The following is a 20,472-nucleotide window of genomic DNA, read 5'->3' as shown; positions in this document are numbered from 1 at the left end:
GCCTTTTCCTATGCGCACGGTGGTCTGTCGCCCTCTGCCACCAGATGTGCCATGTGTTGCGCGCGGCGGCGCGCGGTCTGGGCGTTCGCCCGGTCGCTAATCAACCACGTGGGTCGTGGCGACCTGTTTGAGCCAGGCCGCCGACTTCTTAAGGCGGCGCTTGTAGCCGTCCATGAGATCGACCTCGACAAAGCCGTAACGATTCTTAAAGGCATTGGCCCAAGACCAGTTATCGATGACGGCCCAGTAGTGATAGCCCCGGCACTTGGCGCCCTCGTCGATGGCCTTGGCCACCCACTCCAGGTGCTGACGTACAAAGTCGACGCGGTAGTCATCCTGGATGGTTCCTTCGGCGTCACGGTTCTTGTATTCGTCCATGATGCCGATGCCGTTCTCGGAAACGAACCACTCAAGATCGGGGTAGTTCTTAGCGCAGTCCATGCCAAAGTCGTAGAGGCCCTGCGGGTAGATCTCCCAGCCGCGGCTCTCGTTCATAACGGCGTCGGGCCATACGTACTCGTCGGCAAAGTGCGGCAGGCCGTACTGGTCGACCTTGCTCGCCGGCGCCTGAACACGCGTGGGGTGGTAGTAGTTGCAGCCGAGCCAGTCGACAACACCCTGCTTGAGGATCTCTTGGTCGCCGGCGCGGAACGGGAGCTTAACGCCGCCCTCGGCCAGGCTGTCGAGCACGTCGGCAGGAAGCTCGCCCTTGGTGATGAGGTCGAGCCACCAGCGGTTGTTGATGCCGCTGGTCATGCGCACGGCCTCGAGGTCCGCCTCGCTGGGGTTCTCCTTGGTGTAGACCGGGGTAAAGCAGTTGATCATGCCGATCTTGGCATCGGCGCGAATAGCGCCCTCGTCATAGGCGCGACGATAGTTGGCCACGGCCAGCGCGTGCGCCAGCGAGATGTGATACTGCACGGTGCGGGCGCGGTTGAAGTCGTGGAGCTGCGGGAACCACACGCCCTCCTGATAGCGCTGCTCGGGCTCGACGATGGGCTCGTTAAAGGTGAACCAGTACTTAATCTCCTGGCCAAACTCGTGGAAGGCGACGTCGGCGTAATGTGCGTAAGCCTCGACAACCTCACGGCTCTCCCAGCCGCCACGGTTAAAGAGGTAGGTGGGCATGTCAAAGTGGTACAAGTTGACAAACGGCTCCAAGCCGGCTTCGCGAGAGGCGCGGAACAACTCGTGATACCACGCGGCACCTTCCTCGTTGAGGTTGCCGTCGGCATCGAGCAGACGGCTCCACTGGATGGAAGTGCGATAGGTATCCAGACCCAAGTCCTTCAAAATGCGAAGGTCTTCCTGGTACTTGGCCATAAAGTCATTGCCGGCGTAAGAGCCAACGCGGTTGTAGAACGAACCCAGATCCTGGATGGACCAGGTGTCCCACAGGTTCTCGAGCTTGCCGCCCTGGTTCCACTGACCCTCAGTCTGCGGGCCGGACATAGCAGCGCCAAAGAAGAAGTCGTTGGGCAGCTGATACTGTGCCATCAAAGTCCTCGCTTTCGTGTTCTAGAGCTTCCGGTTGGAGACGGGTTTGCTTTGGCAGGTTATCCGGCGCGGGCGCGCACCGGCCATACCGATATCCAACCCGCCAAAACAAAACCGTCCCCAAACGGTCGATCCTGTTGTGCGGAAGGATTCCGTTCGTTGCTTAAACTATAGCGCTCTAATTTTAAAAGTAAAGCGTCTTTTTCTTTTTTCTTTCTCGAACTTCTTAGATAAAAGTAATATGGATGCCCTGTTGAGGGTTATACTTACTTTTTGTATTCATATATGTCGGAAAGGAGGTTCCATGATTCCCAAATACGAGGCGATAGCTGCAGATATTCGTCGAAGTATCGAGGATGGCGCTCTTAAACCGGGCGACAAGCTTCCCACCGTCGTTGAGTTCTGTGAGCTCTATAGCGTTTCCAAAATCACCGTCAAACGAGCTATCGAGCAAATCACCGAGGAAGGTCTTATTACCAGCCGGCGCGGATCGGGTACCTACGTTAAGGACACGGCGGGACTTCCCGGCCAGGCGTTTTTCCAGGGCAAAAACGACCGTGCCCAGGGCTTTTCGTATGAGCACCGCGGGGAAAAGGTGACCTCGGTGGTCTACGATTTCTCGATTGTTAATCCACCAGCGGACATCGCAGCCCAGCTGGGAATTGCCGAGGATGACTTTGCCTATCACGTCGTGCGCGTGCGTCAGGCCGATGGGAAGCCCATCGTTATCGAGTACACCTACATGCCCCTCGAGCTGATTCCAGGCCTTAAAAAGAAGGACCTGTACGGATCGGTCTACCATTTCATCCGCGAGCAATGCGGGCTGAAAATTTCGAGCTTCCACCGTACCATTCGCGCCGTGGCAGCAACCGAGGAAGAAGCCAATCGCCTGGACACCAAACCTGGCTCTCCCCTGCTCGAGCTCACCCAGATTGGCTTTTTGGACAGCGGCGCCGCCTTTGAGTATTCGGTCTCGCGCAACGTTGGCGACCGCTTTGAGTTGCACAACGTAACGTTGGCATAGGTTTTTGTAGTCATCCGGGCGCTCGCTTTGAGCTGTTTTGTGCAGCGCCCGCACAACACAATGGGGGTATAAACATGTCCGATTTGATTAAGCTGACGCCGATCTTTCACGAGAAGATCTGGGGCGGCCGCCAGCTCGAAACCGTATTTGGTTACGACATTCCCGATGGTCCCATCGGTGAGTGCTGGGCCATCTCGGCCCACCCCAACGGCGACTGCCAGATCGCTGAGGGCCCGTACGCCGGCCACACGCTGTCGTGGCTGTGGGCCGAGCACCGCGAGCTCTTTGGCAACTGTGAAGGCAAGGAGTTCCCGCTGCTCATCAAGATTCTGGACGCCAAGGACGACCTTTCGATCCAGATTCACCCCAACGACGAGTACGCCGCCAAGCACGAGAACGGCAGCTTGGGCAAAACCGAGTGCTGGTATGTGCTGGACTGCGAGCCCGGTGCCACGATCATTGTCGGCCAGCGTGCTAAAGACCGCACTGAGGCCGCACAGATGATCAAGGACGGCCGCTGGGACGACATGCTCAACGTACTACCGATCCACAAGGGCGACTTTTTCCAGATTGATTCCGGTACCGTTCACGCCATCAAGGCCGGCACGCTCATTTTGGAAACGCAGCAGTCGAGCGACGTGACGTATCGTCTGTACGACTATGATCGCCCGGGCACCGACGGCAAACTGCGCCCGCTGCACATTAAGCAGAGCCTCGACTGCATCGACTTTGACGTCCAGGCCCCGGTCGATGGTACCGTGACCGCGCCCGAGGTGGACGGCGTGACCGAGCTCGAGTCCAACCCCTGCTACACCGTCGATCGCGTGCGCGTCGACGGCAGCAAGACCTTGGAGCAGCGCTGGCCCTTCATGTGTCTGTCGGTCATCGACGGCGAAGGCACCATCTGCGGCGACCCCGTCCGCAAGGGAAGCCACCTGCTGGCCCCCAGCACCGTCAGCTCCATCGACCTCGAAGGCAAGATGGAACTGATCATCAGCCACCTCTAGGTCACAACAACAACCAAAACGAAACAAGGGGCTCCCCCGTTCATCAACGGAGGAGCCCCTACTCGTATCTACATTTCAGCCCACCCGGCTCTCCAGATCAAAAAGCGAACGAGCAGAGCGACGTTCGCAAGCACCGTTACCCAAGGACCTGGGCGGGCGTATAGGGCAACATCGATCGCGAGTTCCGCACGCAAAGGAGAGCACTTAATGTGCTCTCCGTCTTGCGCAGGACTGCCCGAGCAGGCGATGTTGCCCTATACGCCCGCCCAGGTCCGCCAGGATCACGACAGCTTGACGATCGGAGCAAAGCCCTTCATTAGCTTTTTGGTCTGGCCGGTCTTTTCGAATTGAACCTCGATCATGTCTCCAGCGACCGAGATCACGGTACCCGTGCCAAAGGTCTTGTGGCTCACGGTATCGCCTGCGGCAAAGTCCTGCGACGCGCTGGCACGATCGACCTTGCGCTCCACCGTCGGAGACACCTTGGACGACAGCTTTTTGGCTCGCGGCGCACCCGAACCAAAGGTCGAGGCAACACGGCCGGCGTCGGGCGAGACCCCACGATGGCGCTCGGTCCCGCGGCTGCTACCGCCAAAGAAATCGTCAAAGCTCGAGCCGCCGCGCGAACCGGAACCGCCGGTCGAGCGCGTATGCGAACCAAACACCTTGCCGCCATACATATCCGAGCCCATGCCCGAGCCAAAGGTGCCGCGACGGTCGCCGCGCTTCTCCCAGCCCGTTCCCTCAAAACCGGCAGAACCGATACCGCTAAACTCGATATCCTCAAACGGAATCTCGTTGAGGAAGCGCGAGCGCGGGTTGGCAGAGGTCGAGCCGTAGGTGCGACGCGTGGCCGCATAGGTCAAGAACAGGCGCTTACGGGCGCGCGTGATGGCGACGTAGGCCAGGCGACGCTCCTCCTCGAGCTTACCCGGGTCATCGCTGCCGCCAAAGTCGTGCACGTGCGGGAAGATACCCTCCTCCATGCCGGCCACGAACACCGCCGGGAACTCCAGGCCCTTGGCGGAGTGGATGGTCATCATTGTGATGGCATGCGTCTCGCCGGCCAGGGAATCCAAGTCGGAGCGCAGGGCCAGCCACTCCATGAGTGCCGGCAGCGCCTTACAGGTGAGCGGACCGTAGGTGCGCTCAATCTCGTCGGCATGCACGGCACCCGCCGGCATCTCCGTCGGCGCGGCATACGCGTTGCCCGCGATGGCAGCGGCCAGGGCATCCTGCGGTGAGAGCGCCGGGGCGGCTAATCTATCGAGCGGATTGGAACCTGCAGCATCGCGCGCGCCGACGAGTGCCTCAAACGAGGATGCCGGGGCGGACGGCCCCGGCTCGGGCGCGGGCGCACTCACCACGACGGACTCGGGCTCGGCAGGCACATCGGCAACACCGGCTGCGCGCAGCTCTTCCAAGCTCTCGAGCGTACCCTCGATATCCTCGTGCGTCTCCTCAAATTCGGCGGCGACGCCAAGGAATTCCTGGATGTTCTCGGCGCGGCTCTCGGACTCCATGGTGCCCTCGGCGCGAAACGCCTGCAGCAGGCCCGTCTTATCGACGATCATCTCGACGACGTCCTTGAGCTCGCCGTCCATGCGGCGGCCCTCGCGCACCAGCGAGACAAAGCTCGACAGGCCGTTGCGCACCTTGGCGCTAAACATGCCGGTTTCGGCGCACGCGATCTCGCAAGCCTGGAAGAACGAGCAACGGTTGTCGCGCGCCAGCTGCTCGATTTTTTGGATCGAGGTGGAGCCGATGCCGCGGCGAGGTGTGTTGATGACGCGCTTGACGCTCATCTCGTCGGCCGGGTTCACGATCATCTTAAGGTAGGCCATGACGTCACGAATCTCGGCACGGTCGAAGAATCGCGTGCCGCCCACGATCTTATAGGGCACGCCCGCGCGCAGGAACATATCTTCGAGAATACGCGACTGGGCGTTGGTACGGTAGAACACGGCGATGTCGTCGTAACTCATGCCTTTGGCATGCAGTTTCTCGATCTCACCGGCAATCCAGCGGCCCTCGTCGCGCTCATCGCTCGCCTGGAAGGCCTGAATCTTCTCGCCATCGCCCTCGGCCGTAAACAGGCGCTTGTCCTTGCGCTGAGAGTTGTGGCGCACCACGGCGTTGGCGGCGCTCAGGATGTGGCCCGTAGAGCGGTAGTTCTGTTCGAGCTTGACCGTCTTGCAGTTTTTAAAGTCCTTCTCAAAGTCCAGAATGTTGGTGATGTCGGCGCCGCGCCAGCTATAAATGGACTGGTCATCGTCGCCTACGACCATGAGGTTTTGGTACTTGGCGGCCAGCAGGTTAGCGATTTCGTACTGGACGTGGTTGGTGTCCTGATACTCGTCGACGCTAATGTAGCGGAAGCGCTCCTGGTACTTGTCGAGCACCTCGGGGCGGGTGCGCAGCAGCTCGAGCGCGCGCACGAGCAGGTCGTCAAAGTCCATCGCATTGGCAGCGCGCAGGCGGCGCTCCAGCTCCAAGTAGACCTGTGCGGCCTTTTTATCGTTGGGGCTATCGGCGGACTTGAGCATGTCCTCGGGGCCGATCATGGCGTTTTTGGCCGAGCTGATCTTGCTGCGGATCATGTTGATGGGGAACTGCTTTTGCTCAATGCCGAGCGCCTGCATAATGTCACGCACCATGCGCTTTGAGTCATCGTCGTCGTAGATGGTGAACTGACCGGTGTAGCCCAGCAGGTCGGCGTCCTCGCGCAGCATGCGCACACACATGGCATGGAAGGTGCACACCCACATGCCGCGGGTACCGCTGGGAATGAGCGCCGCCAAACGCTCGCGCATCTCGGCCGCGGCCTTGTTGGTAAACGTAATGGCAAGAACCTGCCAAGGCTTAACGCCCAGGTCGCCGAGCATATGTGCGATGCGGAAGGTCAGGACGCGGGTCTTGCCCGAGCCGGCGCCGGCGAGCACCAGCAACGGGCCCTCGGTGGTCAGAACCGCCTCGCGCTGGGCGGGATTCAGGCTGTCGATGTCGACGAGCGGCTTGGCGGGTTTGGGTGCCGGCGCAGGAGCGTCGTAGATGTCGAGCGGGACGAGCTCGGGCTCCGGCGCTGCAGGGGCGGTGTATGCATCGAGCGGCACGGGTTCCGGCGCGGGCGGCACGGGTACCGTGGCGTTCTTTTCCCAGGGCAAGGGCTGGGTCATGGGCGACTCCTCATCTGACGGACGGCGCGCCTGCGGGCGGCGCCATAGTTTGAGCCGTACCAGTATACCGAGCCGCGCGGACACCGACGCAAATCACACCACGACTCCGTGCGCCACCGTCAGGCCCACCCCAGCGGATTAGGCGCAATGGGGTCAGGTTAGTCTGCACCATGTTGCTGCAAAGCAACCTGACCCCATTGCGCCAATCACGGAGCCACCGATGTCATGGCAACGGTAGCGAGCGGCGTCAACCAAGTTACAGGCCGAGCATAGGCTCCAGAACGAAGAAGTATGCGAGCACTACGACGCCCAGGATGATGCGGTAAACACCGAAGCACTTGAAGTCGTGACGGCGGACGAAGCCCATGAGCCACTTGATGGCGATGAGCGAAACCACAAAGGCCACAACGCAGCCCACGCCCAAGATAGCGACCTCGTTGGCGCCGAACGTGCCGCCCTTGATGAAGTATTTGACCAGCTTGAGTGCACTCGCGCCAAACATGACAGGGATGGCCAGGAAGAACGTAAACTTGGACGCCACCGAACGCGTACAGCCCAAAAGCAGGCCGCCGATGATGGTAGAACCGGAGCGAGACGTACCAGGCACCAGCGAAAGCACCTGGAAGCAGCCGATACCCAGCGCAGTCTTCCAGCTCAGGTCCTCGAGCGTGGCGATGGAGCCAAAGTCCAGATTCTCGTCATCGTCCTCATCCTCAGCGGTAGCCGCGGCGGGCGCCGCAAAGTGCGCACCGGCGGGACGTCCACCCGACACCACAGCACGCGAGCCAAACGAACCGGCAACGGCCATTTCCTCGCGCTTGCTCGCGCGCCAGTTCTCGATCACGATAAACAACACGCCGTACACAATGAGCGCCAGCGCCACGACGGGAGCATTATAGAAATGCTCCTCCATCCAGTCGTTAAGCGGCAGACCGATCGCCGCGGCGGGAATGCAACCGAGCACAATCTTGCCCCACAGCACCCAGGTGTCGCGACGGCCCTCCTTGCCCTTGCTGGGAGAAAACGGGTTGAGATCGTAGAAGAACAGGACGCAGACGGCCAAAATGGCGCCAAGCTGAATCACGACCAGGAACATATTCCAGAACGTCTCGCTCACGTTCATCTTGACGAACTCGTCCACCAAGATCATGTGACCGGTCGACGAAACAGGCAGCCATTCGGTGATGCCCTCGACCAGGCCCATGAAGGCAGATTTTAGAAGCTCGATGATATCCAAAGGGACCCCCTCGTTAGACACCCGCCGATAGTTGTTCTGCGGACGGTTGCGGGCGATGTCCCATTATCAACCGTTCGGCCGCGGCTGCGCCCACCCTTACCAAAAAACTCGCCCGTTCACAGAATTGCGAGCGGTCAAACCCAAATCCTTGGGTATAACTGCAACAAGATAAAGTGTCCGGCGGCCAACGCGCCCGCGCCCGCCCGATGCACGAGCCCCGCGCCCGTGCGATAGACCAAGGAGGAAACCATGAACGAGGGCTACACCAAGGTATTTGTTTCACTCGACGGTACTGAGCAGCAGGATTTTGTGCTCGCACGCGCCATCAAGGTCGCCGCGAACAACGGCGCCAAGCTAATCATCGGCCACGTTATCGATTCCACGGCGCTCGAGAGCGCCGGTTCCTATCCGGTCGATCTGGTCAACGGCCTAGAGGAGGCATTTAAGAACTCCATCGCCAAGCAGCTCGAAGAGGCCAAGGCCAATCCCGATATTCCCGAGGTCGAGGTCATGATTCGCGCCGGCCGTATTCGCGAGACGCTCAAGGACGAGATGCTCGACGTGGTTAAGCCCGACCTGGTGCTCTGCGGCGCCCGCGGCCTGTCCTCGATCAAGTATGCGCTGCTGGGTTCGATTTCGACGTTCCTGCTGCGCAATACGGACTGCGACATCTTGGTCGTGAAGTAGCAAACGTACGCCTAACGCATCGCGGAGCGCAAGCCCACGTGCCCAAGTCTTCCAAGAGCGGGACCACCATTACGGTGGCCCCGCTTTGCTTTAGGCTGAGAATTGCTCCAGAACCCTCATTCTCTCAACGGAATCCGTCTGAATTTTCAGAGCGACCCGACCCAAATCTCCGGTTGCAGAGGCAAGTTCTGCAAGCTGGGCAGACACCTCTTCAGCCACTTCCGCCGCGATGTTCTTGATCATCTTGAGTGGCAGATGCAAATCTTGAGACATGAATTCGAAATCTTCAGGAGTCACCCCATCGATCACCCGGTGATCCCCAATATCAATCCCAAGATTATGGTCGTATCCCATTATCGTCGTGCAAACAATATCGTATGCAGGGGCCAACCTCTTTTCCCGCCAACTCGGACTATAAAGAAACGAATGGTTCTTGAGATGCGAGTCGCAATTCCCCAACGCATAATCGACCATTACCTGACGAGCGAACATTTGAGTATCAGCAATTACGTTAGACGATTGCTCTCTTATCAATCGGCCGCAAAGAGCCATATAGCAGCTATCGGGACGTGTCTCGTATTTCATATACGAAGGCCAGCCAACCGCTTGGCAAAAATCCTCCTGATGCAGCCTCAGAGGCACATCGAATCCGCTCATCGACGGCGGCTCATTGCTCCAGATTCTGTCATAACGCTCGGAAAAGAACGCACCAGGAATCGTATCCGAAGCTTCTGAACGGGCAATTTCAAGCCCAGCAGCAGACGCTGCCGTCATGCAAATTAATTCGTTGAACGGCAAATCCGGATGTTTAGTTGAAGCAATCTTGACTATGTGAGTCGAGGGGGCAGAGCCGAGCGGCAGCATCCAATCCCCCGACCCGGCCTTTTTTGCATCTTTACCGCGCGGTAAAAACCAACCGGTTTTAGACTGAGCGCCCGCCAACGACAGCCTCGAATCCTGCATATCATTTGCAATCTCAAACACTTCCGCCTTAGAAAGTGCCTCAAAATCCTCGTCTTGCAGAGGACGATAGCCCGGATCGTAGCTCGATTTCTCATCGCCGAGAAACCTCAAGGCACCAACGCACTCATCGCCCAAACGCTCGAGCATCGATAAATAGTCTGACTGGGGGATTTGAAAACGCATCGACAGCTCATGCCGAACCGGGCCCTCGGGAAGCATGCCCGAAAAGAAGGCCGAAAACTCATTGCTGGCATATGGCTCATGTCGCAAGGGAAGAGAAGCTGAGAGTGCGGCAGCATCGTCGCGTTCAAGATATCCCTCATCATATGCAAACGTCTCGTTTACGGGGTCGGCCCTCTCAAATTCTCCGACCAGCTCAAACGTTCCCCGATACTCACGATAAACCTTTAATGCCATGAGCCGTCGCCCCTCTCCCTCAGGATCAAATCGACCCCCAAGCTGTTAGCGATTTGAAGGGTTTGGCGAAGATTGGCACCCGCCTTTCCACGCTCAAGCTCGCTCACAAAGCGCAAACTGCACTGGTTGAAATCAGCCACATCGCGTTGGGTATAACCGAGCTTCTTCCGGCGCTCACGCAAATATGCACCGAGTTCAGCTGGGTCAAAAATCGTTCGCTCATTCCAGTCTTGCATGCTAATCCCCTATGATTATCCCAAACGGGATAATCATAGCACATCATGATGGAATTATCCCGTTTGGGATAATTGTCTTAACGTGAATGACGCTCCGGGACGTTACACCGCGACGACTACTCAAAGTATTGGAATTTGTTGGTCGAGAAGGCAAACGTGACGACGAAGCCTTCGCCGGGCTCGGATGCCGCGGTGACGTCAATGCCCATCTTGGAGCACAGGCGTGCCACCAGGTAGAGGCCGATGCCCGTTGCGCGCTTGGTGGTGCGGCCGTTGTCGCCGGTAAAGCCCTTCTCGAACACGCGTGGCAGGTCTGCCGCACTCACGCCGCAGCCGTTATCGGCAACAGTGAGCTCAATGCGCTCACTCGCCAGACCCTCGTCCAGCAACGCGCCCGAAAACACGATCTTCGCGCCGTCCTCGCACGCGTATTTAATGCTGTTCTGGATGAGCTGCCCCAAGATAAACTCGAGCCACTTCTCGTCGGTAAAGACCTCAAAGTCGAGGTTCTCGCACACCGGGGCCACGTGCGCCGCGATGAGCTCGCGCGCGTTGGCTTTAATCGCGCCCGTCACCAAGGTCTTGAGATCCCAGCGGCGAATCAGGTAGTCCCGCTCCACGACTTCCGAGCGCGCGTAGTACAGTGCCTGGTCGATATAGCGCTCCACGCGAGCCAGCTCACGGCCCAGGTCATCCACGCGCGACAGGTCGTCTTCGCTGCCGTCCAGGTTTTCCAAAATCAGGTGGGCCGCCGCCAGGGGCAGCTTGGCCTCGTGGACCCAGCTCTCGATATAGTCGCGATAGTCATCGGTCTGACGCCGGCCTTCGGCAACCTCGTCGCAAGCAGCTTTGCCCACGCGACGCAAGACCTCGTACTCGAGCTCGCCCTCGGCATAGGTCGGGCATTGCACCATCTCCTGCACCCATGCGGGACTCTCGAGCTCCTCGGCCGCACGCTCCAGCTGACGCAGAAAACGGCGACGGCGCGCGTACTCGACCACGATGCCGAGCATACCAAAGATAAAGGACACGCCGACCGCCACGACCACAATAGATGTCGAAGCACCGGCGGCCGTCAGCACAAAGCAGCTCAGCAGCACGCCGCACGTCCACACGGCGACGGGAAGCAGCGCATCTTTAAAGAACTTGCCAAACGACATAGCCGGCCCCTAGACCGAATAGCCTTGGCCGCGATGCGTCGTCAAATACCCCTTGATGCCGATTTTTTCGAGCGTGGTACGCAGGCGGTTGATGTTGACGGTGAGCGTATTGTCGTCCACGAAGGCATCGGAGTCCCACAGGTCCTGCATGATGGCCGAGCGCGAGACGATCTTGCCCGCGCGGCTCAGAAGCAACGAGAGGATACGCAGCTCGTTTTTGGTGAGCTCGGTGCTGGTGCCCGTTTGCGTGTTGGTGACCATGGAGCGTGCGAGGTCGAGCTCCAGTCCCTTGTGGACGAGCGTGCTGCGCTCGCCCGCCGCCGCGGTGCGACGCAGTAGTGCGTTGATGCGCGCCACGAGCACACGGGCGCTGTAGGGCTTGGGAACAAAGTCGTCCGCGCCGAGCGTCATGGCCATGACCTCGTCAATCTCGGTCGTGCGCGACGTGAGGACGATGATGGGAACCTCGGATTCGCGGCGAACCTCATGGCAGATGTGCTGGCCGTCTTTGACAGGGAGTGTGAGGTCGAGCAGCACCAGGTCGGGAGCGGCGGCGAGAATATCGCGCGAGACGCGCTCGAACGATTCGCAGGCCTCGATTTCAAACCCGGCGCGGGCAAGAATGTCGACAAGCTCACGACGAATGGGCTCGTCGTCCTCAACGATATAGATCAGCGGCATGTGTCCTCCCATTTCGCGTAACTTGCACCTTCCACACCATTATGCCCACGGCGTCGCAACGATACGACCCCGTGGGCACCTAATATGACAAAAGTGTTCGATAGCCTTAAGAGAAAATAGGGGCCTCGGTCCTAAACCGATCGGCCCCATCACTTCGACCTCGAGCCTCTACTCGAGCGTACGCATGTATGCAGAGATGGAATGATTCTTTAATCCCCGTCCCAGAAAAATCATTTAGCGACGGGCGCGGAGCTTTTCGTAGCCGTCGGCGAAGAAGGTGACCATAGCAGCGTCCGCCTCGGCGGCATCGGTATCGTCGGCGGGAACCACGCCGTGCTCGTCGCTCACCAGGAACAGCGCGCCCTTGAGCTGTGCGGGAATATCTACGCGCGTGACCGAGATGCCCTTGGTCTGGGCCAGCTGCTCGATGAGCGTCGCCGTGCCGCACAGGCACTCGTCCGCTGGCGCCACAAAGGCAAGCTCGCCGTTATCGACGGCAGCGAGCAGCTCGGGCGCCACGCCGGTTTCGTCGGCCTCGGAGCGGGCCTCGGCGGAGCGGGCACGTAGCGCCTTGGCCGACGTATCGGTTAGCGGCTCGTACTCCCCCACCGTCATGGCGGCGTTGCCGTTGACGTCGATCACCAGCATGAGCACGCCGTCGCGTGCGGTGTAATCGCCCTCGGCAAGCGACCACTCAACGTGCTGCTTGGCCCAGCTGAGCATGTTATGGGTAAGCGGCTCGCCCTGCACCAAGCGCTCGGACAGTGCGCGAATGTGGCGGTTGAGCATGGGTACCTTTTTGTTGGACATGCGCCAACGGCAGACAAGCGCGGGTTTGTCGAGCGTAAACTTCTCGACCGCCTCCTGATTGGCGCAAAAGTCCTCGTACGCACGCTGATCCTCGGCATTGCCAAACAGCTCGGCATCATCAATCTGGGGCATGGTTGTACCTTTCGTGTTAGTCATTCCGTCCTCTTATACCAAAAAGACGGCCCTCCAAACGGAGCAGCCGTCTTTTGCAGAGATTATTTTGACGATACGGTCAGGCGACCGATCGGCTTAATGGGATAGAACAACATCCCATTAAGGGTTTTCCAAGTGCCCGAGATTGCCCCGAAAGAGGAGCGCCGCGTACTAAATGTACGCAAGCGACGGTTTGAGGGGCAAGGTCGGGTGCTTGGGAAAGCCTCTAGTGCCTAAAATGCCTGGCCCCTGTGAAGACCATCGCAATACCATGCTCGTTGCAGGCCTGGATGCTCTCGTCGTCGCGCTTGGAGCCGCCGGGCTGGATGATGCAGGTCACGCCGTGCGCGGCAAGCACGTCGACGTTGTCGCGGAACGGGAAGAACGCGTCGCTTGCACAGGCAAAGCCGCCCTTCTCCACGCCCTCGCGCTCGCAGAAGTCCTCGGCGCGCTCGCAGGCAAGCAGCGCAGAGTCAACGCGGTTGGGCTGACCCGGGCCCATGCCAATACCGGCCTTGCCCTTGGAGACCAGAATGGCGTTGGACTTAACGCCCTTGCAGACCTTCCAGGCAAACTCGAGCTCGGCCATCTCGGCGTCGGTGGGCTTGCGGTCGGTGGGGAACGTAAAGGTCGCGGGGTCCTCGGTCACGTGGTCGACTTCCTGCACCAGCATGCCGCCGTCGACGGAGCGCAGCTCCACCTGGGCGCCGTGGTCCACGCCGCCGGTAGCCAACACGCGCAGGTTGGGGCGCTTGGCCATGCGCTCGAGCGCCTCGTCGGTGTAGCTCGGGGCGATGATGACCTCGACGAACTGCTTGTTCTGATCGGCAAAGTGCTCAACCAGCTCAAAGGGAACCTCGCGGTTGCAGGCGATGATGCCGCCAAAGGCGCTCTTGGGATCGCAGGCGAAGGCGCGATCGTAGGCGGCCGTGATGTCCTCGGCAACGGCGGAACCGCAGGGGTTCTGGTGCTTGAGGATCACGCAGGCCGGCTCGTCGAACTCGCGGACCAGGTTCCAGGCGGCGTCGGCATCCAGATAGTTGTTGTAGCTGAGCGGCTTGCCCTGGATCTGCTCGGAGCCCACGAGCGGGAACTGCGAGCTCGCGGTGTTCTCGCAGCCCTCGGCAAAGCGATAGACCGTGGCCTTCTGCTGCGGGTTCTCGCCATAGCGCAGGTCGTCGACCTTCTCCAGCGAAATCTCGAGCTTGGCAGAGGTGTCCGCCACGTCGCTTGCCTGGGCGGCAAGCCAACGGGAGATAGCCGTGTCGTAGGCGGCGGTGGTCTGGTAGACCTTCACCTGCAGGCGACGACGGGTGGAAAGCGTGGTGCAGCCACCGGTCTCGCGCATCTCGGCCAGGACGGCGTCGTAGTCGGCCGGGTCGGAGATGACGGTAACGCTCGTGGCGTTCTTGGCGGCAGAGCGCAGCATGGAGGGACCGCCGATGTCGATGTGCTCGATGGCGTCTGCGAAGGTGACCTCGGGGTTAGCGACGGTCTTCTCGAACTCGTACAGGTTGACGACGACCAGGTCGATCAGCTTGATGCCATGCTGAGCGGCCTCCTGCATGTGCTGCTCGGAATCGCGGCGGGCCAGCAGCGCGCCGTGAACCTTGGGGTGCAGGGTCTTAACGCGGCCGTCCATCATCTCGGGATAGCCCGTGAACTCCTCGATGGGGGTTACGGGAACGCCCGCGTCCTCGATGGCACGAGCTGTGCCGCCCGTAGAGATGATCTCGACGCCAAAGTCGTCAACCAGCGTCCGTGCGAAATCGACGACACCCGTTTTATCGGTAACCGAAATCAACGCGCGTGCGATCTTCACATCAGATCCCATGCAGTCCTCCTGTCTGGTACGCCGCCGTGCTCTGTGAGTCGGTGATACGTCGATCTGTAGCGCTCGCGCAGCGGCATTGAAAATACTGATTCAATGTAGCGCATCAAGCGCATCGATGCACCCCGCAACGGGCGCATGTGCAGAAAAAGTTTGCGAGCAGAGGGGATGGGCACGGCACTGGGCACGGTGAGTTCATGGAACACAGGGGCACCATAATTAGATGCCAATGGCGTGGTAGAACTGTGCTCGATATGCATCCGCAAAAGAAAGAGGCACCATGGTCTCGCGGGTTCTCTACCGACCGTTTGATACCGAAGACTTCGACGCCATCGCGCTGATTCTGCAGCAGCTTTGGCATAACAATTCGGATAACGATGAGTACAACCGCCTTGAGGCCGCGTGCGACCTCGCCTACTGCCTTTCGTCCTCGACGTTTTCGCAGGTTGCGGTGATTGACGGCGAGGCGCGTGGCATTGCGCTCGCGCGCGCGGGACAGAGTTCCGGCGCCACCGTCAAGGAACATTGGATGGACACCGAACGCGCTCTGCTATCGCAAATGCGCGAGCTGGAGCCCGATGCCTGCGCCGAGTATCTCTCGTTTGTGCGCGCAACCATCCGAACCAACAACCGCCTGCTCGAAAGCAGCCCGTTGCCCCACGACAACGAGGTCACGCTGCTCGCCGTCGATCCCGATGTCCACGGCCTGGGTGTAGGCTCAGTGTTGCTCGATGCCGCGGTCTCGTACCTGTCCTCGCGCGGGGCGACAAGGGCGCACCTGTACACCGACTCCAACTGCTCGTGGAAGTTCTACGAGCTGCACGGCTTTAAGCGCACGGCCACGCACCGCGCCAACCGCGAAGAGCGCCGTCACGACATGCCGCGTGAAAGCTTTCTCTACGAACTCGACCTAACAGCCTAGCCCAAGCAGCCACACCTAGTCATTTAAGTCTGTCCCCAATGACTGATCCCCAACAACTAGTCATTTAAGTCTGTCCCCAATGAGTAGCCTTGGTGGTCTGCAAATAGCTGTGGTCAAAAAACATCAAATATGAGTACTGTTACCTTTTTAGTAGCAGCGATTCGGGGCATTTTTGATGCTTATAGGCATGACGACCAGCTGCACGAGCTGACGTAGCTCCTCAAATGTTCAATAAAATGGGCCCCTAACGAGAAGTGCTCTCATTAGGAACCCATTATTATGTGCAAACATATGTGACCAACGCAGCAACAGTACTCATATTTGGCATTTTTTGTCCACTGCCCCTTGCGCGAAGGTCCGCAGCGGAAAGTTTGGCCCGTTTCGATGCACAAAAATGGGATGAATCTTCCCTGGCAACCGCCCAGAAAGATCCACCCCAAAGCAAGCGCTCGCTAGAACGTTCCACCGCCGCCTCCGCCGACGCCGCCACCGCCGCCACCGGAAAAGCCGCCGCCGCTGCCGCCGCTCGAGCTATCGGAACTCGAAGCCAGCTCGCGGATGGTCTCGTGATACACATCGTTGAACGAATCGAGCGGAGACTCGTTGCCGTAGTGATGGTAATACCACCAGTAGCAGGGGTAGTTGTCGTAGAAATCGTCACTGTTGCGCAGGTCCGCAGGCACGGCTTCGGCCAGCTGTCGCAGCACTTCTTTCGAAACGCCCAGGGCAACGCCCATCACCAGCAGCTTGTTCCACAAGATCAGGTCGCTGGGAACGGCCTCCTTCAGACGCGTAAAGTCCTCGAGCCAATGCTTGAGCGCCTTGCAGCGAGCCGCCACCTCGGCGCCCTCCGGCGTGTAGCGACGGAAGGTGCAGCTCAGGACAAAGCCCACGATCGTGACGGGGATCGAGATCATAGCGGCGCCGACATTGGCATCCGCAAAGTCGGTATAGATCAGAGAGCCCAGAATGCCAAAGACGATGATGATGCCGAGAACCAGGCCGGCAACCAGGGCGATGGTGCCGTCCGAGGCGATAAGCTCGCGCGCCTCCAGCCTGCCCTTAACCGTGCTCTGATAGTCCTCGAGCTTGTCGCCAACAGATGTGGTGCGCTCGCTAGCGTACTCCTCCAGCTCGCTAAACGTGCGCGAACGGACTCCGTCCTTATCGGGCTTAACGCCGGCGAAGAAGACCTTGAGCACATCGCGATCGATGCCGTCCTTTTTGGCAGCCTTCCAGGCCTCGTCGGTCACTGTGATGCGATACGTCTGCTCCTCTTTTTCGCGACGGAGCAGACCCTTCTTCTTGGTCTCGGTCGCTTCTTCCAGCTTGATCACGCGGTCGTCGGTCAGCTTCATCAGTGTGGCGATATATGCCTGATCGGGCACGTCGTTCCAGCTCATAAGAGTTGCAAGCACCGCGGGATGGTCGGCGGAGGGCACATCGCGGAAGTACTCGTCCTGGAAGAGCGGCTTGGGCTTGGGCCTGCGCAGCTTGAGCATCACGATCACACCGGTATAGGCAACCGCCACGGCAACACACACCACGGCAATCGCGCCGGCAACCGCACGCGCGTGCTCACGGCGAGCGTTGGCCTCGTCGGCCCATTCCTTCTCTTCGCTCAGAATCGTTGACATGCGCTTTTCGCCCGAGACGGCAAGCTGCGGCACCCAGTCGCTGGGGAAGGCGATGCGTGCCTCGGCGAATTCGCCCTCATGCACGCAGGGAATGGTATAGGTGACCATGGGCTCGTCCGCATCGAGCGACACGTCGCCCGTCAGCGGGCCGTGGCCCCATGCGCGGAAGTTATCGCCCTTGACGGCAGCCGTCCCGGCAGCGGCATTTGCAAAGTAGACTTCCATCTCGACGTCATCGGAGTCAGCCGACCAGCCGTCGCCGACGAATTTCCAGTAAAGCTCGGCGGTATCGGCCCAGTTCATAACCGCACCGGTCATGGAATAACTCACGTAGTAGATTGCGCTGTCGCCGCTCTCGTGGGGGCTGAACACCTTAATCTTTACGCCGTCGTCGGACTGTTCCACCGTGTAAACGCCGTCGTCGCCTTTGTTTGCGCTGTCGACCTTGTTAAACGCAGTGTCGTCTTCCTCGACGCTCAGCACATTGACGACCACCGAGCCGCCTTGCTGGTTAGAGCCTGTATTGATATCCCAATACACGCCGTTGATGTCATCGTCGAAATCGAACTGGCGTCCCTCGACAACGGTCAGCGAGCCATCGGCCTCAACCGTGGCGCCGATGTAGGTTTGGCTCATGGAGTAGCCGTCGGCGTGCGCGACGGCAGGCAGCAGCAACAACGCAAGCGCGACGAGCGCGCAGACGGAAGCGAATCGCGCAAACAGGCGGCGCTGCCGACAGGTCTTGGCAACGGGGGCGTTCATAGGCACATCCTTTGTCTGTGGTACCAGTAGCGTCATTGTCCCACGTTTGCGGGTTCATGTGACGAACATCTAGGTCAGCGGAGCGTCAAAACGGGACAAAAGTCACGCCCACGGGCAGTCGTTTTGGGGACGTTCTTAAACGACTAGTCGCTGGGGACACTCTTTGGCCAGGCACTGCCCCGGCAATAGATACCACTTCATAGCTCCATCACAGGTGTAGCGGCTTTGTGTGGGCGCGGCATGCGCTGATTGAGCCGCCAGTTGAGGGGCATAAAGCAGTTGAGCGAAAACGGTTTGCCCCTTTGCCGTCCGCTCGAGGATCATGTCCCCCTTTTCCGCGGAAACCCCGGCAGTTGCGAAGAGCTGCCGGGGTTTCTGTCGTTTGAGGGCTAGATTGATTGACGGCGATTAAGGCGCCGAGCCGGTGGTCCGGCACGCGCAACGCGCGGCCTCAGCAACTTGCAGGCCACGGCAGCGTCTCCCCCACCGCGCCCCGCGCTATACTCGTCCGCATGGACATCAACGCACGCAACATAGCAACACCCGCCGCCGACGCGCCAACGACGCCGGCCGCCCCCACCCCCGTCGTGGGGCGCTTTGCCCCGTCGCCCTCGGGCCGCATGCACCTGGGCAACGTGTTCAGCTGCCTGTGCGCATGGCTTTCGGCCCGCAGCCAGGGCGGCAGCATCGTGTTACGCATTGAGGACCTGGACGATCGCTGCAAGCGCCCCGAACTTGCCACTCAATTGATTGGCGACCTGGCCTGGCTGGGGCTGGAGTGGGACGAAGGCCCCTACTACCAGCACGACCGCCTGGACTTGTACGAGGACGCCCTGCGCCAGTTGCAATACGCCGGCCTCACCTATCCCTGCTTTTGCACGCGCGCCGAGCTCCACGCCGCGAGCGCACCGCACGCGAGCGACGGCACGCCCATCTACCGTGGCGCCTGCCGAAGTCTTTCGGCCGAGGAGGTGGCCCGTCGCAGCGCCCTGCGCGCCCCGGCCACACGTCTGTGCGTGCCCACCGTCGACGACCTCGCAGACGACGTGATCGAATTTGTGGATCGCACGTACGGCGCCCAATGCGAAGCACTCGCCACCGAGTGCGGCGACTTTTTGGTGCGCCGCAGCGACGGCGTGTTTGCCTATCAGCTAGCCGTGGTGGTCGACGACGCTGCCATGGGCGTCACCGAGGTCGTGCGCGGATGCGACCTGCTGGGGTCCACGCCGCGCCAGATCTATCTGCAGCACCTGTTGGGACTGCCCACGCCGCACTACGCACATATTCCGCTGCTCATGGCACCGGACGGCCGCCGCCTTTCCAAACGAGACCGCGATCTGGACCTGGGCGAACTCCGCGCCCGCTTTGGCACGCCCGAAGCGCTGCTGGGCTGGCTCGCCGGACAAACAGGCATCGCACCGGGCACCACGCCGCGCTCTGCCGAGCAGCTGGTCGAGCATTTTAGCTGGGATGTTATCCGCAAGCACAGGGAGAACATCACCGTAACGGCTGAGTAATCAGGCACCCCACCCCTACGCAACATCCCAGGGCTGGAGTTCGTCGCCCAGGCGAACGATGCAGTCGTAGAGCACGGTATGGCGCTCGGCCGGGCTGGCATCTCGATGAAAATGCCCGTAATACCAGCGCCTGTAGTCCAAGCGATCTTCCAGCTCATCGAAAAACGCCGTAAGCCGATCAACGGCGGGGCAATTCCAGCCGGGCACCGGATAAAGCGTGGGCGAAAGCATGCGCGTAGAGCAGGTGTGGGTGATCACGTAGTCGACCTTCCAGCCCACGCTGTCGAGCTTTGTCCGTGCCTCCTCAAAGTTGCGCTCGTCCGGCAGTTCCTGCGGCCACCAGCTGGAATACGGAATGCGGTATTCCTTGTCCACGCTCGTGGCGCCGCCCATGGTAAAGACCGTTGAGCCGTCGAGCTCAAAAACCTCGCCGCGCGTCAGGCGCCGTATGGGCGAAGTATCCGACAGACGCTGCGTCAACCCACCATGCCACAGCTCCATGGGGCGCTCCGCCCAATGGTCGTAGCGTTCGTGGTTGCCGTCGACGAACAGCACGGTATAGGGGCGCGACTCCAGCCAAGCGATGTCGTCACATTCCTCGGCGGAGAAATCCCACGGAAAGCCAAAGTCGCCGGCAATGATGAGATAGTCGTCGCTCGTCAGGCTTTTCCCAAGATCCCAATCGCGCAGCTTTTGCATGTCGAGGCCACCGTGAATATCGCCCGTCACATAGACCGTCATCGGATTACCACTTC

Annotated in this window: 16 protein-coding genes; 5 read left to right on the top strand and 11 right to left on the bottom strand. The window is 60.1% G+C overall.

Annotation, left to right across the window (positions count from 1 at the left end):
* Window positions 1-96: 96 nt before the first annotated feature.
* Window positions 97-1,497, bottom strand: a complete 1,401-nt coding sequence (locus PGW49_RS00600) for a glycoside hydrolase family 1 protein (protein WP_117746098.1) — start codon at window positions 1,495-1,497, stop codon at window positions 97-99.
* A 304-nt stretch (window positions 1,498-1,801) separates the two neighbouring features.
* Between PGW49_RS00600 and PGW49_RS00595 the strand changes: the two genes are divergently transcribed.
* Together PGW49_RS00595 and PGW49_RS00590 are read left to right on the top strand one after the other, a co-directional pair.
* Window positions 1,802-2,521 (top strand): GntR family transcriptional regulator, encoded by a 720-nt coding sequence (locus tag PGW49_RS00595; RefSeq protein WP_158554581.1) that lies wholly within the window; start codon window positions 1,802-1,804, stop codon window positions 2,519-2,521.
* Window positions 2,522-2,595: 74 nt separating this feature from the next.
* Window positions 2,596-3,528, top strand: coding sequence for a type I phosphomannose isomerase catalytic subunit (locus PGW49_RS00590; protein ID WP_270224975.1), 933 nt, complete (start codon window positions 2,596-2,598; stop codon window positions 3,526-3,528).
* A gap of 281 nt (window positions 3,529-3,809) precedes the next feature.
* On the opposite strand, the gene PGW49_RS00585 is transcribed toward PGW49_RS00590, so the two are convergent.
* Complete coding sequence (locus PGW49_RS00585; RefSeq protein WP_270224973.1) at window positions 3,810-6,704, bottom strand: ATP-dependent helicase; 2,895 nt, start codon at window positions 6,702-6,704, stop codon at window positions 3,810-3,812.
* Window positions 6,705-6,960: 256 nt separating this feature from the next.
* Window positions 6,961-7,941 (bottom strand): undecaprenyl-diphosphate phosphatase, encoded by a 981-nt coding sequence (locus PGW49_RS00580; protein ID WP_270224971.1) that lies wholly within the window; start codon window positions 7,939-7,941, stop codon window positions 6,961-6,963.
* A gap of 249 nt (window positions 7,942-8,190) precedes the next feature.
* Between PGW49_RS00580 and PGW49_RS00575 the strand changes: the two genes are divergently transcribed.
* Entirely contained in the window at window positions 8,191-8,628 is a 438-nt protein-coding gene (locus PGW49_RS00575) for a universal stress protein (protein WP_006235921.1), read from the top strand.
* 90 nt (window positions 8,629-8,718) lie between these two features.
* Here the strand turns inward: PGW49_RS00575 and PGW49_RS00570 are convergent, their stop codons facing one another.
* From PGW49_RS00570 to purH, 6 genes are all read right to left on the bottom strand, one after another.
* Entirely contained in the window at window positions 8,719-10,008 is a 1,290-nt protein-coding gene (locus PGW49_RS00570) for a HipA domain-containing protein (protein ID WP_138374526.1), read from the bottom strand.
* Entirely contained in the window at window positions 9,999-10,244 is a 246-nt protein-coding gene (locus tag PGW49_RS00565; protein WP_138374527.1) for a helix-turn-helix domain-containing protein, read from the bottom strand. The genes PGW49_RS00570 and PGW49_RS00565 overlap by 10 nt, the downstream gene beginning before the upstream one ends.
* A gap of 116 nt (window positions 10,245-10,360) precedes the next feature.
* Window positions 10,361-11,404 carry a sensor histidine kinase gene (locus PGW49_RS00560; protein ID WP_270224968.1) on the bottom strand — a complete coding sequence of 348 codons (1,044 nt, stop codon included), beginning with the start codon at window positions 11,402-11,404 and terminating at the stop codon, window positions 10,361-10,363.
* A gap of 9 nt (window positions 11,405-11,413) precedes the next feature.
* The gene (locus PGW49_RS00555; protein WP_270224967.1) at window positions 11,414-12,085 is read right to left on the bottom strand and encodes a response regulator transcription factor; all 672 of its coding nucleotides are present in this window, start codon (window positions 12,083-12,085) and stop codon (window positions 11,414-11,416) included.
* 234 nt (window positions 12,086-12,319) lie between these two features.
* Entirely contained in the window at window positions 12,320-13,027 is a 708-nt protein-coding gene (locus tag PGW49_RS00550) for a hypothetical protein (RefSeq protein WP_270224966.1), read from the bottom strand.
* A gap of 247 nt (window positions 13,028-13,274) precedes the next feature.
* A complete protein-coding gene (gene purH / locus PGW49_RS00545; RefSeq protein WP_270224964.1) occupies window positions 13,275-14,882 on the bottom strand; it encodes a bifunctional phosphoribosylaminoimidazolecarboxamide formyltransferase/IMP cyclohydrolase in 1,608 nt (535 codons plus the stop codon).
* A gap of 277 nt (window positions 14,883-15,159) precedes the next feature.
* Here purH and PGW49_RS00540 point away from each other — a divergent pair, with 277 nt between their 5' ends.
* Window positions 15,160-15,801, top strand: a complete 642-nt coding sequence (locus PGW49_RS00540; protein ID WP_270224962.1) for a GNAT family N-acetyltransferase — start codon at window positions 15,160-15,162, stop codon at window positions 15,799-15,801.
* Between the two features lie 452 nt (window positions 15,802-16,253).
* Here the strand turns inward: PGW49_RS00540 and PGW49_RS00535 are convergent, their stop codons facing one another.
* Window positions 16,254-18,200 carry a DUF2207 domain-containing protein gene (locus PGW49_RS00535; protein ID WP_270224961.1) on the bottom strand — a complete coding sequence of 649 codons (1,947 nt, stop codon included), beginning with the start codon at window positions 18,198-18,200 and terminating at the stop codon, window positions 16,254-16,256.
* Window positions 18,201-18,712: 512 nt separating this feature from the next.
* Here PGW49_RS00535 and gluQRS point away from each other — a divergent pair.
* Window positions 18,713-19,717 (top strand): tRNA glutamyl-Q(34) synthetase GluQRS, encoded by a 1,005-nt coding sequence (gene gluQRS / locus PGW49_RS00530; RefSeq protein ID WP_416242428.1) that lies wholly within the window; start codon window positions 18,713-18,715, stop codon window positions 19,715-19,717.
* 15 nt (window positions 19,718-19,732) lie between these two features.
* Here the strand turns inward: gluQRS and PGW49_RS00525 are convergent, their stop codons facing one another.
* Complete coding sequence (locus PGW49_RS00525; protein ID WP_270224957.1) at window positions 19,733-20,458, bottom strand: metallophosphoesterase; 726 nt, start codon at window positions 20,456-20,458, stop codon at window positions 19,733-19,735.
* Window positions 20,459-20,472 lie beyond the last annotated feature (14 nt).

Origin of the sequence: Collinsella aerofaciens (genome assembly GCF_027679495.1) — a bacterium.
GTDB lineage: Bacteria > Actinomycetota > Coriobacteriia > Coriobacteriales > Coriobacteriaceae > Collinsella > Collinsella aerofaciens_AK.
This window is presented reverse-complemented; position numbering and strand designations above follow the sequence as displayed.

Excerpts from the sequence above, each read along its gene's own strand:
- PGW49_RS00600 (WP_117746098.1), bottom strand. The coding sequence starts at position 1,497 with ATGGCACAGTATCAGCTGCCCAACGACTTCTTCTTTGGCGCTGCTATG.
- PGW49_RS00595 (WP_158554581.1), top strand. The coding sequence starts at position 1,802 with ATGATTCCCAAATACGAGGCGATAGCTGCAGATATTCGTCGAAGTATC.
- PGW49_RS00590 (WP_270224975.1), top strand. The coding sequence starts at position 2,596 with ATGTCCGATTTGATTAAGCTGACGCCGATCTTTCACGAGAAGATCTGG.
- PGW49_RS00585 (WP_270224973.1), bottom strand. The coding sequence starts at position 6,704 with ATGACCCAGCCCTTGCCCTGGGAAAAGAACGCCACGGTACCCGTGCCG.
- PGW49_RS00575 (WP_006235921.1), top strand. The coding sequence starts at position 8,191 with ATGAACGAGGGCTACACCAAGGTATTTGTTTCACTCGACGGTACTGAG.
- PGW49_RS00570 (WP_138374526.1), bottom strand. The coding sequence starts at position 10,008 with ATGGCATTAAAGGTTTATCGTGAGTATCGGGGAACGTTTGAGCTGGTC.
- PGW49_RS00565 (WP_138374527.1), bottom strand. The coding sequence starts at position 10,244 with ATGCAAGACTGGAATGAGCGAACGATTTTTGACCCAGCTGAACTCGGT.
- PGW49_RS00560 (WP_270224968.1), bottom strand. The coding sequence starts at position 11,404 with ATGTCGTTTGGCAAGTTCTTTAAAGATGCGCTGCTTCCCGTCGCCGTG.
- PGW49_RS00555 (WP_270224967.1), bottom strand. The coding sequence starts at position 12,085 with ATGCCGCTGATCTATATCGTTGAGGACGACGAGCCCATTCGTCGTGAG.
- PGW49_RS00550 (WP_270224966.1), bottom strand. The coding sequence starts at position 13,027 with ATGCCCCAGATTGATGATGCCGAGCTGTTTGGCAATGCCGAGGATCAG.
- purH (WP_270224964.1), bottom strand. The coding sequence starts at position 14,882 with ATGGGATCTGATGTGAAGATCGCACGCGCGTTGATTTCGGTTACCGAT.
- PGW49_RS00540 (WP_270224962.1), top strand. The coding sequence starts at position 15,160 with ATGGTCTCGCGGGTTCTCTACCGACCGTTTGATACCGAAGACTTCGAC.
- PGW49_RS00535 (WP_270224961.1), bottom strand. The coding sequence starts at position 18,200 with ATGAACGCCCCCGTTGCCAAGACCTGTCGGCAGCGCCGCCTGTTTGCG.
- gluQRS (WP_416242428.1), top strand. The coding sequence starts at position 18,713 with ATGGACATCAACGCACGCAACATAGCAACACCCGCCGCCGACGCGCCA.
- PGW49_RS00525 (WP_270224957.1), bottom strand. The coding sequence starts at position 20,458 with ATGACGGTCTATGTGACGGGCGATATTCACGGTGGCCTCGACATGCAA.